This window comes from Flagellimonas sp. (genome assembly GCF_965233845.1).
In the GTDB taxonomy this organism is placed as follows: domain Bacteria; phylum Bacteroidota; class Bacteroidia; order Flavobacteriales; family Flavobacteriaceae; genus Flagellimonas.
On the sequence record NZ_OZ247584.1, the window covers coordinates 3,839,824 to 3,856,301 of the forward strand.

The following is a 16,478-nucleotide window of genomic DNA, read 5'->3' on the forward strand; positions in this document are numbered from 1 at the left end:
CTAATTTGTTCGTTTGTTTATTAAAGTAAATTACTGCTGCATTTTTCGCATATTCCCGTAACCACGAGATTAACATCCTCTGCCAAATATCCATCTGGCAAATTGATATGCGGGATTTTTAGTTCCGTTAAACAAACTGTTTCGTCACAGTTAGTGCAATGAAAATGTAAATGCAAATCCTGTTCTATTTCACAATTACAGCCTTCTTCACAAAGTGCGTATTTAGAGATTCCAGTTCCGTCATCTATGTGATGCACCACGTTTTTTTCTTCAAACGTTTTTAGGGTTCGGTACAATGTGGTTCTATCCGCTTTTGCGAAAGCATTCTCAATATCAGTCAGGGCGATGGCGGCATCCCTATCGGCCATATACTTATAAATCAAGATGCGCATTGCGGTGGGACGCACGTTATGGTCATTTAATGTTTTTTCAATTTCAGTCATTTTGTGCGGTGTTATAATTGATATTTTTAGCTTTATTGTAGGCTTCATAGCCTTCTTTTGCAGCGTACGGAACGATAAGTAATGCCGCCACAGGATCTGCCCACCACCAGCCTAACCAGTTGACCAATAGCAATCCTATAAGTACGACCACGGTTTGGTATAAGCAAATAAAGGTGTCTTTAGCATCAGCCAGCAAGGCTGGACTGTCTAATTTCTTTCCATACTTTCTTTTGAAATAGATCAGGATAGGATTTACAACCAGGGAAACCAATAATATAATCAGTCCCATCGTGCTCCAGTTTGCGGTTTCTTTATTTATAAGCTTTGTAATGGAATCGTAGGAAATGAAAATACAGATGAGCGTAAAGGAAACTGCAATTACGTTTAACGTGATTTTTTGTCTTCGTTTTACTTTTTCTTCATCGATACCTTTAATCTCGCCGTGTAGTCGCCAGCCTAATGTTCCCGCACTAACCACTTCAATCGTGCTGTCCAATCCCCAACCTATCAGAGCCGAACTATTTGCTGTAAATCCAGCAATAAGCGAGACCGCAACTTCAATAACATCGTAGATGACGTTCCAAATCTGTAAGGTTCTTGCTACTTTTAAGTTTTTCTTTCTTTTTTCTTTCATTCCATTTTAATCATCGTCACCAAGTTCCCCTTTTTTCATCTCTCCCATAAGGTAATAGGCATTATTAAAGGCAAAATGAGTATTTGGGTCTGGGGTTTCAAAAAAACGTATGGCTATCCAGTCACCATCCTTCTCGCCCGTAGTGACTTCTACTGGTATAAAACTCCAAGTGTTGCCTTCCCTTTGCGCTTTAAACACATAATCCCTACCACCTTCTGTAATAATGGCACTTTCTGGTAATGCGGTTTCAGCGGTTTCATCGTTATCAACTTCAATCCTACCTTTAATGTACATTCCTGAGATAAGACCACCACCTTTGTTCTCAATTTCTGCGTGTACGTGCACCGCTTTAGGATCTTGCTCGAAGGTTTTTCCTACTGAATAAATTTCGGCAACGAGTTCCGTTCCTGGTCTTGATTGAACGCTAAATCGTACTTGTTGACCTTTCTTTACCCTATCAACATCTTTTTCGAAAACCATTAAATCTGCGTGTACGTGGTCTGTATCTACTATTTCCATTAGGTTGGTCTGTGGCTCCACATATTGTCCAGTTTTTATAAAAACTTTTTCTACAACCCCTGCAATGGGACTGCGCAATGCAACACGCTGGTAGATAGTGCCATTGCGCACGCCATTCACATTGATGTTGTACTGTCGCAATTGTGCTTCCAGCCCGTTTACCATTGCGGTAGATGACTGATAGTCTGCCGTTGCCTTTTGGAAATTCATACCAGATGCCACACCAGCTTCATAAAGCCTTTTTTGACGTTCGTATTCTTGTTTTAAAAACCGACTGTTGCTGTGTGCATTTAAGTAATCGCTCTGTATCTGTATGATGCTGGGATGTGAGAGATAGGCAACCGCTTGATTTTTTTTCACTTCATCACCTTCTATTACTTCTATGGATGCCACATTTGCTCCTGTTATGGCGGTAATGGATGCTTCGTTTTGGGGTGGTACTTCCAGCGTGCCATTTGCTTCTACATAACCGCTCATATAACGTTGTGAGAGCGTGTCAATTTCCATCTGTAAGGCTTCAAACTGCTGTGCCGTGAGCATTACTTCCTTAGTTTCGCCTTCCATATTATCTTCTTCATCTTCCCCTTCAGAGTGATTTTCTTCTGTTTCAGAATGGGTGGCTTCATCGTGGCCATCTTCAGTTTTTGACTCGCCACAGCTGAATAATGTCAATGCCATAAGCATTGTGGTAATCGGTATATATTTTAATTTTTTCATCTTTTTTTAGTTTTGGAAATATTGTAGTTTAAACAAGGCTTCTAAATAATTATCGAGTGCGTCCAGCGCATCCATTTCGGTCTGTATGGCATCACGTATAATTTGCGTGAATGCTGCATAATCAAGCGCACCTTCTTTGTAGGCGAGCAATGCGCCTTTGCGCTGGTCTATGGCAAGTGGCAGAGCTTCGGTTTTATAGAAAAACCAAGTATCTCGCCATCGTGTATAATTTTGCTGTGCTTGTGTATATTGGGATTGCAGCTCGCGTTGTTTGAATGCGGCATTGGTTTCTGCAATCTGTGCATCCAGTTTAGCAGCTTTTGCGCGGCTGCGGTCTGGGCCAGAAAACAGCGGTATGGAAATCCCTGCCTGATAGGTGTAGAAACCACTATCGCCATTTACACGTTGCAGGCCACCTTGCAGATTAAACTGGGGCAGTAAGCTTGCCCTTGCTGCATCATAGCTTGCTTGTGCTTCGTCTATACGCTTTCGCGAAAGCGATAACTCGGGATGTTCATCCAATGTATCATCAGTCTCTAACACCGAAATTTCGGTAGCTTCAAATTCATCAGCTACGGTGTACATCGTATCTGGTGTCAACCAAAGATTGAGTTTTTGTAATGCGATTAAATAATCTGTTTCTGCCTGCTGAAACCTGTTGGTTATCTGTAACGCTTGATTGCGCGCAGCAGCATATTCCAGTCTCGAAATGGCTTCGACTTCAAAATTGAGTTCTACAGATTGTGCAAATTGACCATAAATGCTGTCCAGTTCTCGATAAAGAACAAATTTCTTCTTTGCCTGAAAAGCTTCTGACCAGGCTTTTTTGACTTCCAGTTCTATCTGGATTTCAGATAGGTCAAAAGCTGTTTCGGCTAACTGGATGCGTTGTTGTTGCAAGCGTTTTTTGGCACCTATTCCCAATAGATCAATATTTTGTTGCCCGATACCTATCAAGGTATAAATGCCCTGACCATCTGCCACTTCTTCGCCACCTGTAAATACTTTAGTATTACCGAAGTCATAGGCATTGCCCGTGAGTGCGCTCTGTCTTTCTATTTCGAGTTGGCTCGTCTTGAGTGCTGGATAATTCTCTTTGGCAATTTCTACAGCCCGAGATAAGGTAATGGGTGTAATGCTATCCTGAACAATGAGGTCTGGCACAGGTGCTTGTGTTTGTTGCGCTTTCGCCAAAGCGGTACCACCTAACATAAAACCAAGTATTAAAATCGTGGTCAATGCTTGCGGATTAAACGAACCAATCTTGTTCTGGTCTTTGCGCTCACGTCGCTTTTCTATAAAGATATAGAGTACAGGAAGTACTATCAACGTGAGTAGGGTGGCCGTAAGCATCCCACCAATAACTACCGTAGCGAGCGGTTGTTGCACCTCTGCACCGGCTGATGTGGAAAATGCCATAGGTAAAAACCCAAAAATATCTGTGGTAGCCGTGAGCATAATGGGGCGAATACGTTCTTTAGTCCCTTGAAATATTCTATCCTTTATGCTTGTAACACCTTCTTCCTTTAAAGAATTAAATCGGTTAATAAGTACCAGCCCGTTAAGAACTGCGACACCAAATAGCACAATAAATCCTACACCTGCCGAAATACTAAATGGCATATCTCGAAGCCATAAAGCAAACACACCACCAATGGCCGCCAAGGGAATCGCGATGTAAATCATTAGCGATTGTGAAAAGGATTTTAAGGCAAAGTATAACAGTACAAATATCAAGAACAGGGCGATGGGCACAACAATTGTTAAACGATCCTTAGCGCTTTGTAGGTTTTCAAACTCTCCACCATAGGTAATATAATATCCTGATGGCAAGTCCAGTTCTTCATCTAACTTTTGTTGTATATCTTTTACAACAGACTCCACATCTCTGCCTCGTGCATTTACACCTACATAGGTTCTTCTATACGTATTGTCACGTGAGATTTGCATAGGTCCAGGCACGTATTCAATCTCTGCTATTTCAATAATGGGTACCTGGCTTCCATCCTTAAGATCGATGTACATCGTGCGCAGGTCATCAATACTTTTTCTATGGCTTTCATCAAATCGTACCACCAGATCAAATCGTTTCTCGCCTTCAAAAATGACGCCAGCGGTACCACCTGCAAAAGCAGTACTTATGTAATCATTTACTTTTTGAATATCCAGTCCATATTGCGCCATTTTATCTCGTCTGAACTTTACGGTCATTTGTGGTAGTCCAGCTGTACGTTCTGCACTCACATCGCCCGCGCCAGGAACGGTCTTTATAATAGCTGCCATTTCCTGAACCTTGTCTGATAACACCTCTAAATCTTCGCCATATAGCTTTACTGCAATATCCTCTCTTACGCCTTCTAAAAGCTCATTAAATCTTAATTCGACCGGTTGGGTAAATGATAAATTAACCCCGACGAGTTCATCATCCAGTTTATCCCTTATGGCTTCAATCAAACCTTCTTTAGTAGAAGCAGTTGTCCACTCGTCCATATCCTTATTAAGGATGATATACATATCTGCAATATCCATAGGCATAGGATCTGTAGGTATATCTGCCACACCCATACGTGCTGTTACCGTTTTAATTTCAGGAAAATTTTCTAATAGGATAGTTTCTATTTTCTTTGAAACTTCAATGGATTCTGTGAGCGAGCTTCCTGGTCTTATAAACGCCTGCATTGCTATATCTCCTTCATCGAGCTGCGGCACAAATTCTCCACCCATATTAGAAAATATAAATCCAGCAATAATAAGCAGAACAGCAGCAGATGATAACACGATAAGCTTAAGCCGTAGTGCGCCTTTTAATAATGGCTTATAAGCATTATGTATAGCACCAATAATTTTATCACTTATCTTTTCAAGCCAACGCTCAAATTTGCCAAACCAGCTTTTGGTGTTTTGAACTGGTTTCATAAAAAGCGCAGACATCATTGGGACATACGTAAGACACAGAATAATTGCACCTATCATAGCAAAACCAAAGGTGTATGCCATCGGTTTGAACATTTTACCCTCTACACCTGTAAGGAAAAGTATAGGTGTAAAAACTATAAGTATAATGATCTGCCCGAAAAAAGCAGAACCCATCATCGTGGTTCCGGCATCATAGGCTACTTTATCCATTACGCCTTGATTGAATTTTAGCTTTCCAGACCTAATCCGTTTTTGGATCTCATACACCGTTCCTTCTATAATAATCACGGCACCATCTATAATAATCCCAAAGTCTATAGCTCCCAAGCTCATTAAGTTTGCCCATACATTAAATTGCTTCATTAAGATAAAGGCAAAAAGCAAGGACAACGGTATGGTCGTGGCCGTTATGATGCCACCTCTTAAACTACCCAACAATAAAACAAGGGCAAATATCACGATTAGGGCACCTTCCAGTAAATTGGTTTTAACGGTATCGGTCGTTCTGGCAATTAGCTCACTACGATCAATGATAGGGGCGATAGTGAGACCTTCTGGCAGGGATTTTTCAATTTCTGCCATACGATTCTTAACATTTTGAATAACCGCATTAGGGTTTGAACCTTTTAGCATCATTATTATTCCTCCCACGGCTTCCTTACCGTCTTGCGTAAAAGCACCATAACGTACCTGATTCCCAAAATGGACGCGTGTTGCAACATCTCCAATAGTTACGGGAATGTTGCCCTCGTTAATAATCGAAATATCTTTAATGTCTTCCAAAGAGCGAATAAGACCTTCACCTCTTATGAAATTTGACATTTTATTTTTTTCTATGTAAGCACCGCCTGTATTCACATTGTTCCGAGCGAGAGCCTCATACACTTGTGAAATACTAATACCCAAACTATTCAACTTATCTGGGTTGACAGCGACCTCATACTGTTTAATACTGCCTCCATAAGAGTTGACCTCTACCACGCCTTCCAGTAATGTGAGTTGTCGTTTGATAACCCAATCTTGCACGGTGCGCAGTTCCATAGGCGAATACTTGTTTTCAAAACCCTCCTCTGGCTTTATAGTGTATTCATAGATCTGACCTAAACCAGTAGAGATGGGACCCATAGATGGACTTCCAAATTTTTCAGGGATAGATTCGCCCAGTTCGTTTAGTTTTTCCTGTACCAGCTGTCGAGGAAGATAGGTTCCCATATCGTCTTCAAAAACGATAGTAACTACGGAAAGGCCAAAGCGTGAGATAGATCTTATTTCTGTAACGCCTGGTAAATTACCCATAGATAGTTCTACGGGATAGGTTACGAACTGTTCAATATCTTCCGTTCCCAAATTGGGCGATTGTGTGATGACTTGCACTTGATTATTGGTAATATCTGGCACAGACCCAAGATTTACCGTTGCCATTGACCAGATACCGACACCTATAAGAGTCAATGTAAACAGACCGATTATAAATTTGTTATTGATTGAAAAATCAATGATTTTGTTAATCATAGATAAGGATGTTAATTCAGTTGAAATTCTTGTTGAGCACATTGAATAAAAAGCAATGCACAATGTTGACGAATCCAATAGATGGACACGTCAAAACAGGATATAGCTATCCTATGAAAACTGGATTATGCCCGAGGTGGCTGTAAAAGGGAAAGTGAAATATCCTTGCCCAAACTATCGAAGTGGATAAAATTTTCTAGCGAAACGATAGGCTCGATGGGTTCAAAAATAGCCAAACGGAAATCGATGGTATGTGAATGACAGCATTGGCACTGGCAGAATGGGGAACACAGTTCACAGTCTTGTCCGTGTTCGCCATCGAAATCCATTACAGAAACGACCTGTGTGCCTTCATCAACACTGCTGGCATCGCTACAAGGCACGAAATTGAGTGCCAGAAAGTAGATGGATAATATAATCGCAAAAAATTTCACCTTGCAAAGGTAAAAGAATTATAGTGCAATTGGGTTGCAAAGAATGGCTTTGAGCGTAGTTTTTTAAAAGGAACGATTTTCAAGACAGTATTTTTCAAAAAAGCACTAGACTTTCTTAAAGTAGTATCAAAGTATCAGACTTCATTAAGACAATCCAAAGATTAAAACATGCTTTTTTAAAGTGCCTATTTTCTAACTCCCCTAGTCTTAATTGTTGATAACTCTGCTTTCTTCCATTAAACCACCTATTTGCCCAAAATAAGAACAGTTCCATTTGGTATCAAATGAAACCAAATAAAACTAAGGGTTTATCAATACCATTATATTTGAACTATTTTAACATAAAAAACTGTATATCAATTATTTGTGAATAAAATCAATCGGTCAATCTTACTTTCCCTCCTCCTTATTTTTATCTTTATCCAAAGAATTCTTCAAAAGAAAACAAAAGCGCTTTTGTTCATTTCTAATCTTTAAAAAGAAATAAAATGGACAATTTTTTAATACTGGAACGGCTCGACCGTTTGGAAAGGCTATTGATCGCCAATAAAGAAGTGCTGACCTTCGATGAGACCTGTGACTATACCGGCATATCAAGAAGCTATCTGTACAAGCTTACCGCTGCGGGGCATATCCCGCACTCCAAGCCCAATGGAAAACTGATTTTCTTCGAAAGGAAAAAGATAGTGCGTTGGCTGCTGCAGAACCAACAGAAGCCTTTACCGGAAAGCAAAACGATCGGGGATTCGATTCCCTAGTCGAATTCCTCTTTAAATTATTTGTGGACTCACGATAATTTCATAGAAACCCTAAGATTTCAAAAATTTCAAAATATGAAAATAGTACCTTATATAAGGGTGGGCACGTCTTTCTATAAAATTGTAAAGTATCCTACCATTTCGGGACATTTCAACGAGCAGCTGGTTCCGTGGAACGAGCATATCATCAAGCAGGACCATGGCAAGGACTATCTGGGCAAGGTGCCCAAATATGACGGGTTCGCCTGTATTCCTTGCCATGTGAATTTTAAAAAGGAACACCATGGTTTCTACAATACCTATTCCCCTTTGACGCATGAACCGAAAGAGGGATGTATAATAAGGACACGGGGCTTTTTGAAGCATATCTTCGGAAATCAACTGGAGCTGGGACTGGACTATCTGAAACTCCTGTACCAAAGACCGGTGCAGGTGCTCCCCATCCTCTGTCTGGTATCCACCGAAAGAAACACCGGGAAAAGCACCTTTCTCAAATGGCTCAAGGAAATCTTTGGCAACAACCTGACCTATCTGACCAACGACAGCTTTGCAAGCCAGTTCAATGCGGACTGGGCCAACAAGTTGCTGATATGCGTCGACGAGGTACTGTTCAACAAGGAGGAACTCACCGAGCGAATCAAGTACCTGAGCACCACCAACCGGAACAAGCTTGAGGCCAAGGGCAAGGACAAACGGGAAGTGGAATTCTTCGGAAAATTTATTCTCTGCAGCAACAACGAGGACAGTTTTATCAAGATCGATGCCCATGAGACACGGTTCTGGGTGAGGAAGATCCCATCCCTTAAAAGGGAGGACACCGATTTCTTGGACCAACTGGCCCGGGAGGTGCCCGCTTTTTTGGATTTCCTTTCAAAAAGGGAATACAGTACCAAGCAAAGAACACGAATGTGGTTCACTCCAAAACAGGTGCATACACCAGCGCTGAAGAAACTGGTAAACAATAACCGGAACAGGGTGGAGAAGGAACTGGCCAGTCTACTGCTCAGTGCCATGGAAAAGTTCGAGATGGACTCCGTGGACCTTTGTCCCATCGATGCCCTGCACATGCTCAACCGCACAAGGGTCAAGACCGACCTGACCCAATTGAGGCGGTTGCTGAAAAATGATTGGAAACTGGACAACCAGCCCAATTCCAACAAGTACCAAAAGATCACCATCTGGAACAACGGTGAGATCAACACCGAGGACGCAAAAGGGAGGTACTTTACCATAAAAAAGAATTTTTTGGTCCAAAATTTTGATGATTTGATGACAGATTGATATAAGCCCAGTATTTATAAGGGTTTAGGCTGTCATCACTTTGTCATCATTCTGTCATCAAAATAAAAAATGATGACAGGTACTATGAAGAAAAAAACAAAAACGATGAAACGATGACAAAATGATGACGGGGAAACTACCAGTATTTAAAGGGCCTCCCAGAGGTTTGTCATCAAATCATCAAAAATCGATTAAAAACAGAACCATGAAAGAAAAAAGAATGGACTGCGAAAAAGCCCGCAACATTGACATCGTTTCCACGCTGGCCAAGTTGGGGCACTTTCCAGTCCGGAAAACGGAAAAAGAAGCTTGGTTCCTCAGCCCGTTCCGGATCGAGACCCAAGCCTCTTTCAAGGTATCATTGAAACAGAACTATTGGATAGACTTCGGAACCTTTGAGGGGGGAAGTACCATAGACCTGGTCATGAAAATGGAGAACTGTTCCGTAAAGGAGGCATTGGAACGATTGTCCGGGAACATGGACCATTTTTCTTTTCACCGGCGGCCGAATCCAACCAAAGCGGAACATAGAGTCAACCCGATTGAAATCATCGAGGAAAAGGAAATCGAGCACAGGGCCCTGCAAAACTATCTAAGCTCCAGAAGTATCTCGATCAAAACCGCAAGAATACTTTGCAAGGAAATCCATTATCGAATAGGAGGACGGACATACTTTGGCATCGGACTCCAAAACAGGTCTGGAGGCTGGGAACTGCGGAACAGCTATTGGAAAGGCTCCACCTCGCCAAAGGATGTTTCGATGATGGGGAACAAATCAAAGAAATTGGCGATTACAGAAGGCATGTTCGATATGCTCACCCTAATTGAGCTGATGGCGGATATCGTAAACAGCCATGACCTTCTGGTATTGAACACAACTGCCTTTGTAAAACGGATGATAAAAGAAATAGAGGATTATGAAAATGTAAAACTGTTTCTTGATAGGGACAAAACGGGATTGGGGATGACGGAACTGTTACTGGAAAAGTGCCCGAACAGTAGGGATATATCCTTCCTCTATGAAGGTTTTAAAGATATAAACGAATGGAAGGTAAAAAGCGCGAAGGATGAAGTTCGGAAACGAATTCAAGATGTGTCATTGTCATGACAAATCTTGCTTTTGCTCCCGTAGGTCGCAAAAGATGATGTGAAAATGAAGAAAGAGTTCGTACAGTTCCGGTGCTCGGTCTACGAGAAGAAACTGCTGAGGATCAAGGCCCGGAAGAGCGGTCTTTCCATCAGTGAGTACTGCCGCCGTGCCGCATTCGATGATAGGATAGTTGAAAGGATGACGGACGAACAGATAGAGGCCTATAAGCTATTGGTCAAATACCAACGGAACTTCAAGCTGATCACCAACATGTTCCGCAAGCGTAACCCTAGATTGGCCGAGGAAACGGCCCAGTTGGCCAAAGAGATACGACAACACTTTTTAAATTTCAAGAAATGATAGGCATGGGCAAATCCATATCGCACACATCGGCCTCCATGAGCTACGGGATGAACCAGGAGAAGGGATCGGAGATTATCCACAGCCAATATCTGGCCGGGGAGACCCCGAGGGAGATCACCGAGGAGTTCAAGGTCATCCAAGAACAGAATGAACTCTGCCGGAAGAACACGCTCAGCTTTGTGCTGAGCCCCACCATCGAGGACGGCAGGAAACTGGAAAGCGAACGACTCAAGGAAATGACCGAACGGTTCCTCAAGGAAATGAACCTCAAGCAGCACCAGGCCATTGCCTTTGTCCATAGGGACAAAGAGCACGTGCACGTCCACCTGTATGCCAACCGGATAAACTTTCAGGGGAAGGCCTATAACGACAGCTTCATCGGCAAGCGGAGCCAACAAGTGGCGGAAAGGGTGGCCAAACAAATGGACCTGACCACGGTAAGGGAAGTTCAGCAGGAAAAACTGTACCGGATGCAATATGTCCGATCGGAAATACAGAAGATCCATGAAAAGGTCATGGCCAAGGAACGGCCAAGGGATTTTGACCAGTATATCAAATCGATGGAGCAGAACAATGTAAAAGTCATCCCGAGCATCAACAGGCAGAACCAGTTGCAGGGCTTCCGTTTTGAGCATAAGGGAACGAACCTAAAGGGAAGCGAGGTGCACCGGTCCATGTCCATGGGCAGGATCGCCCGTCAAATGAACTTTGAAAGGAACATGGCACAGCGGATTGCCAAGGACAAGAGCATGCAGCTTTTGGGGAGGACAGTGAATGTCCCAAAAAGTTTGACCCAGACCATCATAAAAAAGACCATCAAACTGGCCATCAAAGTGGTCAGGGACACTGGAATAGGAATCTAAACAAAACAATATGGCAAAACTGGACGAGATAGCGGAACTGTTGACTGAGGAGATCAACGGATTTGAAAAGAGTATCGGCCGATTGGAAAAGGTTCATGAGGATTTCAAAAACCTTCCATTAAGGCCAGATACCAGCGAATTAAATGCTCTTCTAAAAGAGTATGGCAACAAACAAAAAAACGACATTAAGGAACAACAAAGACTGATGGAAAGGATTCTTCATAAAGTAGAGCGGTCCGTTCTCTTGCCCAGTTGGGCCATAAAACTTACTTGGGGGTTGTTGGTCACGGTCCTTTTGGTCCTTGGTTTTTCAATCTACAAGGTGTCAAGGATATCCAAGAAAGAACAGGTTGCATATGTAGAAGGTCAAGATGATGCAATTGAACACTACAGGACATTCTTTGAAGAAAGCCCAGAGGCAAAGGAACTATATCAAAAATGGCTGGAGGATAATGGCCAAAAGTAGGACAGCGCCCTATCCTATTTTTGCTTTACGCTTATCTTCCCAAACACTGCAAAAATAGGCCAGGATCCATGCGCTGAAGTTGTGAGTAAGGATTTGGGACTAGGAAGGGTTAAGGTTACAGTTTAACCAATTTCTGATTATAATTGTCTAGTATATTATTCGGCAGGGACTTCAGATATATTTGAGTAGTTGATAGTCGATTATGGCCAAGCATGGAAGAAATAGCTTGTAAGGGAACGTCCTGCAGCATAGCTTGGGTTGCAAAACTATGACGAGATACATATGAGGTCAACCGCTGCTCTATCTTGCATTTTTTTGCAATTTCTTTAAGCCCTTTATTATATCTCTTCCGTGCCCATAAGACGTCTTTATATTGAAGTTCAAATGTGGCTCTTTTAATGATTGGAAATATAAATTCAGACCTCTCTTTATCCTTAAGATAAAACGAGAGGATTTCCTTTAACTGAGGCGTGATGTTAATATCATAAGGCTTTGACGTTTTTTTTCTTTGGAATTTAATTCGGTTGTCAATGATATTTTGAACCCTTAAAAAAGCCAAGTCCATAAAGGAAATACCATAAAGCATGTAAGAGGCAAGGAAGTAATTTCTATAGTGAAACAGACTATCCGTTTCTTCCAGTTTTAAAAGCATAATTGATTTGATGCTTTTAATGTCAAGCGCTCTTTTTTCTGTAGGAGTAGTTTTAATCTTATAATGTGTAAAAGGATAAGCATCTCTAGAAACAACATCAGACTTAATGGCCTTGTTAAAGACCGCTTTGATTGTTCTCATATACGTCGATAGACTGTTAACAGAATTACCTTTGGAAAAGTGCCAGTTCTCAAATCTTTTGAGAAAATCATAATTGATTTCGTTGAATTTGATATCATTTCCATCAGCGAATTTCTCCAATACCTTAATTACCGCGTAGTATGTGTTTGCATTACCATAACGTTCAGCTGCTTTTAACTCATCGACAATATCCTCGCTAAACTTAAAAAATGAATCCAATGATGCGGTTTTTACAATCTTCTTCTTCAGCTGCAAAATGGATAAAAAGTTAAGCTCGTCCTTTTCGTTCAGGTCATTAATTATGTCGACCGCTCTGGTCTTTTCTTTTAAGAGTTGATTATTGAGTTTACTAACTGATGAAGTTCCTTTGAATGCTCTTTTAACTTTCTCGTTTTTATTATCCCAAAATTCCTTTTTTATTGATTGCCCTAAGCTTATGGAAGTTGTTTTTCGAAAATGGGTTAACCGTAAAATAATAGGATAGGAGTCATCTTTTTTCTTCCTACGCGTATCTAAAGAAAGTTTTATATTGGTATTCATCCTAATCAAAGGTAAAAAAAATTTGCACGCAATTTGCACGCAAATGGGTGATTTTATTTGAAATTAAATGAATACGAAATTATTTAAAATACTGAAAAACAATTTATTATGTATTTATTTGTATTGGATTGATATGGTAATCCTCTTGCTGGCAGGCAAGAGGCCACCGGTTCGAATCCGGTATTCTCCACAATTACAAGCACCTTGCTAAGAGGTGCTTTTTTTATGGGGTTTGTGGTCAACTTAATTCTCATTAGGAATGCCTATGGATATTTCATTGGTCTTGGGCTGATGCGTTCCGAAGTCTTTGGGAAAGACCACCGGTTTTCCCTATGGTTGTCGGACACGACTTACTTTCCGCCATTGGCCTTAAGATCATCAAGACATTGCCCGTCCAACTCGGGAACAGACCCTCCCGTAAGCATGTTCAAAAGCCCTTCACCGGTTTCGGCAGTCCAGTACATTAAGCAAGTGTCAACATCACAATGTCGCCCATGTTCCTCATCTTGATGGTCAACCTGCATTGTAGTGCCCGCATTGACCAATCCTAGGAGGTGGCCGAACTCATGGTTAATTACCACTGATTCCAAAGTTTCCAGGCTTGGACTTAAGGGCTGCCCGCTAAAACTTCTTATAGTTTCTTCGAATATTACAAACGAGGTGTTTCTGTAGGCTACACCCAATACGGACCCGCTATCCGTGTTCATGTCGTATTCGCCATCCAAAAAGATTCCGCTTACTGCTATTTTCTTATCGTCATTATACTCCTTTCGAACATCATCTTCCAAATTTCTGATGTCCGCAATAGAAAATACGGACTTTCCTGGTGATTCAATTTGTTGCTGAACAATTTCTATTCCGAATGGTTTGTTCAAAAGACCTTCGAGAAAGGTTTTAAGGTTGTCAAGTGAATCTTCGCTTGGAGCAAGGCCTTCAATATATATAATTTCTATAGTAAGCTTGTCAAAATCCTTATCTGAAAGTAGTTCATTAGCAGATTCACCTGTAGATTTTCTGTTTGCCGATATGTCAACAGTAACGGGGTCTCCATTTTCATCCTCTATAATACTAGTGTCCGGTGAATTGGAATCGCTGGAGCAGGAAAAAAATAAGAGGAGCACTAAAGCATGAAATAAAAAACGAGGGATTTTCATATAATGGATAATGATTCAATAAATACCCGGGTTTTAATAACGATTAAACGTTGATATTATTGCCGCCCAAACAACAAAGTCCCAATGATAAAATTATAAGCCTTCAGAAACCAATCCCTTAGAAAAAATCAACCCTCTATTGTAGCATACGGAGCTCTATTTTCGTTGATCATCTATGTTTTTCAATACATAGAAAGCGTAATTGCTTTACCTTTGTTTTATCAAAATTGGTTACGGCTGAAAGAAATGAAAGGGCGATTGGAAAAGTTGTAAGCGTGTATGCTAAGTTTAGAGCTAAGAAACCTCTCTTCAAACTTTGAAAATTTTAATTCGCGCGTCATTGTGGAAAACGGATCAAAGCAATTATTGGAAATCTAACACCTAGCCTCTAATTATCTCCAGTTCTGGTTTTGGAATTGGCTTTGTTATAAACTTGGTAGGGAACAGATTGGAAGGTTTAAGCTGTAAGTCTTCCCTTTATTTATCCCCTGCAAAAACAAAAAGCCCCATAAACATTTTGTTTACAGGGCTTTATTGACATTATAAGTGGTCCCACCTGAACCCTTTTTTTCTGTTAGTTGTATTTAGTGTAGTATAATTGCTTAACTTAGAGCATATAAGGGTTTACGCGAATATTGGGTAACAGTGTTTATCATTTTTTTTGATACAATTTGCCCCCCATTTTGCCCCCCTTTTCACATAGTTTTATCGAAATGAATACAAATAGAGCTAAACAGCGTTAAATGCAATTAACCTTTGTTATACGACAGGACAAGAAAAACAAAGACGGTAGTTCACCCGTTCGTGCAATTATCACTTTCAACGGTAATCGTGTGCGTAAAAATATTAATGGTGTTAAGGTACTTCCCAAACATTGGAAAAAAGAAAGAATAAAGCCAAACACCAAAGTTGAGCCATACAACAATCATATCGAATACAACCAGCAACTCGATGAGTTCGCCGATAGAGTCCATACCATTTTCAGATATTTCCATTTAAACCGTATTACTCCCTCAAAAGCACTTTTCGAACAAAAAATAGCTGACAAGACTTTCGGAGAAAACGCACTTGCTCCACAATTTTTCGAAAGTTTTTCCGAATTCATTGAGACTAGTCGAACAACAAAGGCCTTAGGGACCATTAAGAAATACAAAACCGTCAAAGGTTTTTTGCGTCAATTTCAAACCTTCTCCTCCTACTCACTCCATTTTGATACCATCAATATGGAATTCTACGAGAAATTCCGTGACTATTGTTTCGAAGAAAGAGATACTCTAAACAACTATTTTGGTAAACTCATCGCCATTTTGAAAACATTCATGAACTGGTCCTTTGAGAGAGGGTACCACCAAAATCTTGAATACAAGAAGTTCAAGCGCACAGAAGATAAAATAGAGGTTATTTATCTCACCATGGAGGAACTCATGCGCCTCTATAATTTTGAGTTTCACTCAAAAAAGCTCAGCCGAGTTCGAGATTTCTATTGCTTTGGTTGTTTTACGGGCCTTCGATACAGCGATATTAAACAATTGCAGCCTTCAAATATTTACGAAGACCATATTAAAATCAATATCGTCAAAACCCGCAAAATGGACCAAACCATTCCTTTGAATAAATATAGCCAAGAGATTTTGCAGCGATATAGGGACACGATTTACGAACCATTACCCTTATTCTCCAATCAAAAATTAAACGAACACATCAAGACTTGTTGCAGTAGGGCTAAAATTAACTCGCCAACTACGATTACCCGATATATTGGTCAGAAGCGCATTGACAAGACCTATCCCAAATACAAACTAATTACGAGCCACACTGCCAGAAAAACCTTCATTACAGTAAGTCTTATGCTTGGAATGAAAGAAGCGGTCATCAAGGAAATATCCAACCATAGCGATGAACGGTCATTCAAACGCTATGTCGATGTTTCGGAAAGTTTTAAGCAAAGGGAAATGGATAACACCTGGAACAAAATGGATGCCGTATTAAAATAGT

14 protein-coding genes are annotated in these 16,478 nt (G+C 40.9%); 7 read left to right on the top strand and 7 right to left on the bottom strand.

Going from position 1 to position 16,478, the window contains the following annotated elements; translation table 11 throughout:
• Positions 1-20 precede the first annotated feature (20 nt).
• The 5 genes from ACO6S0_RS17130 to ACO6S0_RS17150 form a co-directional block, all read right to left on the bottom strand.
• On the bottom strand, positions 21-443 hold the full coding sequence (locus ACO6S0_RS17130; RefSeq protein WP_116216550.1) for a Fur family transcriptional regulator: 423 nt from the start codon (positions 441-443) through the stop codon (positions 21-23).
• Positions 436-1,077 (bottom strand): cation diffusion facilitator family transporter, encoded by a 642-nt coding sequence (locus tag ACO6S0_RS17135; RefSeq protein WP_116216549.1) that lies wholly within the window; start codon positions 1,075-1,077, stop codon positions 436-438. The genes ACO6S0_RS17130 and ACO6S0_RS17135 overlap by 8 nt, the downstream gene beginning before the upstream one ends.
• 6 nt (positions 1,078-1,083) lie before the next feature.
• Entirely contained in the window at positions 1,084-2,313 is a 1,230-nt protein-coding gene (locus tag ACO6S0_RS17140; protein WP_116216548.1) for an efflux RND transporter periplasmic adaptor subunit, read from the bottom strand.
• Between the two features lie 6 nt (positions 2,314-2,319).
• On the bottom strand, positions 2,320-6,741 hold the full coding sequence (locus ACO6S0_RS17145) for a CusA/CzcA family heavy metal efflux RND transporter (protein WP_116216547.1): 4,422 nt from the start codon (positions 6,739-6,741) through the stop codon (positions 2,320-2,322).
• A 125-nt stretch (positions 6,742-6,866) separates the two neighbouring features.
• A complete protein-coding gene (locus ACO6S0_RS17150; RefSeq protein ID WP_099189899.1) occupies positions 6,867-7,175 on the bottom strand; it encodes a DUF6660 family protein in 309 nt (102 codons plus the stop codon).
• A 488-nt stretch (positions 7,176-7,663) separates the two neighbouring features.
• Between ACO6S0_RS17150 and ACO6S0_RS17155 the strand changes: the two genes are divergently transcribed.
• The 6 genes from ACO6S0_RS17155 to ACO6S0_RS17180 all read left to right on the top strand — a co-directional run bounded on the left by ACO6S0_RS17155 (position 7,664) and on the right by ACO6S0_RS17180 (position 11,996).
• Positions 7,664-7,933 carry a helix-turn-helix domain-containing protein gene (locus tag ACO6S0_RS17155; RefSeq protein WP_090292211.1) on the top strand — a complete coding sequence of 90 codons (270 nt, stop codon included), beginning with the start codon at positions 7,664-7,666 and terminating at the stop codon, positions 7,931-7,933.
• Positions 7,934-8,008: 75 nt separating this feature from the next.
• Positions 8,009-9,214 (top strand): primase-helicase family protein, encoded by a 1,206-nt coding sequence (locus ACO6S0_RS17160; RefSeq protein WP_116216546.1) that lies wholly within the window; start codon positions 8,009-8,011, stop codon positions 9,212-9,214.
• A gap of 205 nt (positions 9,215-9,419) precedes the next feature.
• Positions 9,420-10,322 carry a toprim domain-containing protein gene (locus ACO6S0_RS17165; RefSeq protein ID WP_116216545.1) on the top strand — a complete coding sequence of 301 codons (903 nt, stop codon included), beginning with the start codon at positions 9,420-9,422 and terminating at the stop codon, positions 10,320-10,322.
• A 45-nt stretch (positions 10,323-10,367) separates the two neighbouring features.
• Positions 10,368-10,664, top strand: a complete 297-nt coding sequence (gene mbpA, locus ACO6S0_RS17170; protein ID WP_116216544.1) for a mobilization protein MbpA — start codon at positions 10,368-10,370, stop codon at positions 10,662-10,664.
• A 5-nt stretch (positions 10,665-10,669) separates the two neighbouring features.
• Positions 10,670-11,530 carry a relaxase/mobilization nuclease domain-containing protein gene (locus tag ACO6S0_RS17175; protein ID WP_235856357.1) on the top strand — a complete coding sequence of 287 codons (861 nt, stop codon included), beginning with the start codon at positions 10,670-10,672 and terminating at the stop codon, positions 11,528-11,530.
• A gap of 10 nt (positions 11,531-11,540) precedes the next feature.
• Positions 11,541-11,996: a DUF6730 family protein gene (locus ACO6S0_RS17180; protein ID WP_116216542.1), complete on the top strand. Its 456-nt coding sequence runs from the start codon at positions 11,541-11,543 to the stop codon at positions 11,994-11,996.
• 115 nt (positions 11,997-12,111) lie between these two features.
• On the opposite strand, the gene ACO6S0_RS17185 is transcribed toward ACO6S0_RS17180, so the two are convergent.
• Both ACO6S0_RS17185 and ACO6S0_RS17190 read right to left on the bottom strand, forming a co-directional pair.
• Positions 12,112-13,329: a site-specific integrase gene (locus ACO6S0_RS17185; RefSeq protein ID WP_090292201.1), complete on the bottom strand. Its 1,218-nt coding sequence runs from the start codon at positions 13,327-13,329 to the stop codon at positions 12,112-12,114.
• A 350-nt stretch (positions 13,330-13,679) separates the two neighbouring features.
• Positions 13,680-14,450, bottom strand: a complete 771-nt coding sequence (locus tag ACO6S0_RS17190; RefSeq protein ID WP_422349520.1) for a membrane metalloprotease — start codon at positions 14,448-14,450, stop codon at positions 13,680-13,682.
• Positions 14,451-15,226: 776 nt separating this feature from the next.
• Here ACO6S0_RS17190 and ACO6S0_RS17195 point away from each other — a divergent pair.
• Entirely contained in the window at positions 15,227-16,477 is a 1,251-nt protein-coding gene (locus ACO6S0_RS17195) for a tyrosine-type recombinase/integrase (RefSeq protein WP_422349521.1), read from the top strand.
• The last annotated feature ends 1 nt before the right edge of the window (position 16,478 follow it).

Bases quoted from the DNA above. Each gene is read 5' to 3' on its own strand.
- ACO6S0_RS17130 (WP_116216550.1), bottom strand. From the start codon at position 443: ATGACTGAAATTGAAAAAACATTAAATGACCATAACGTGCGTCCCACC.
- ACO6S0_RS17135 (WP_116216549.1), bottom strand. From the start codon at position 1,077: ATGAAAGAAAAAAGAAAGAAAAACTTAAAAGTAGCAAGAACCTTACAG.
- ACO6S0_RS17140 (WP_116216548.1), bottom strand. From the start codon at position 2,313: ATGAAAAAATTAAAATATATACCGATTACCACAATGCTTATGGCATTG.
- ACO6S0_RS17145 (WP_116216547.1), bottom strand. From the start codon at position 6,741: ATGATTAACAAAATCATTGATTTTTCAATCAATAACAAATTTATAATC.
- ACO6S0_RS17155 (WP_090292211.1), top strand. From the start codon at position 7,664: ATGGACAATTTTTTAATACTGGAACGGCTCGACCGTTTGGAAAGGCTA.
- ACO6S0_RS17160 (WP_116216546.1), top strand. From the start codon at position 8,009: ATGAAAATAGTACCTTATATAAGGGTGGGCACGTCTTTCTATAAAATT.
- ACO6S0_RS17165 (WP_116216545.1), top strand. From the start codon at position 9,420: ATGAAAGAAAAAAGAATGGACTGCGAAAAAGCCCGCAACATTGACATC.
- mbpA (WP_116216544.1), top strand. From the start codon at position 10,368: ATGAAGAAAGAGTTCGTACAGTTCCGGTGCTCGGTCTACGAGAAGAAA.
- ACO6S0_RS17175 (WP_235856357.1), top strand. From the start codon at position 10,670: ATGGGCAAATCCATATCGCACACATCGGCCTCCATGAGCTACGGGATG.
- ACO6S0_RS17180 (WP_116216542.1), top strand. From the start codon at position 11,541: ATGGCAAAACTGGACGAGATAGCGGAACTGTTGACTGAGGAGATCAAC.
- ACO6S0_RS17185 (WP_090292201.1), bottom strand. From the start codon at position 13,329: ATGAATACCAATATAAAACTTTCTTTAGATACGCGTAGGAAGAAAAAA.
- ACO6S0_RS17195 (WP_422349521.1), top strand. From the start codon at position 15,227: ATGCAATTAACCTTTGTTATACGACAGGACAAGAAAAACAAAGACGGT.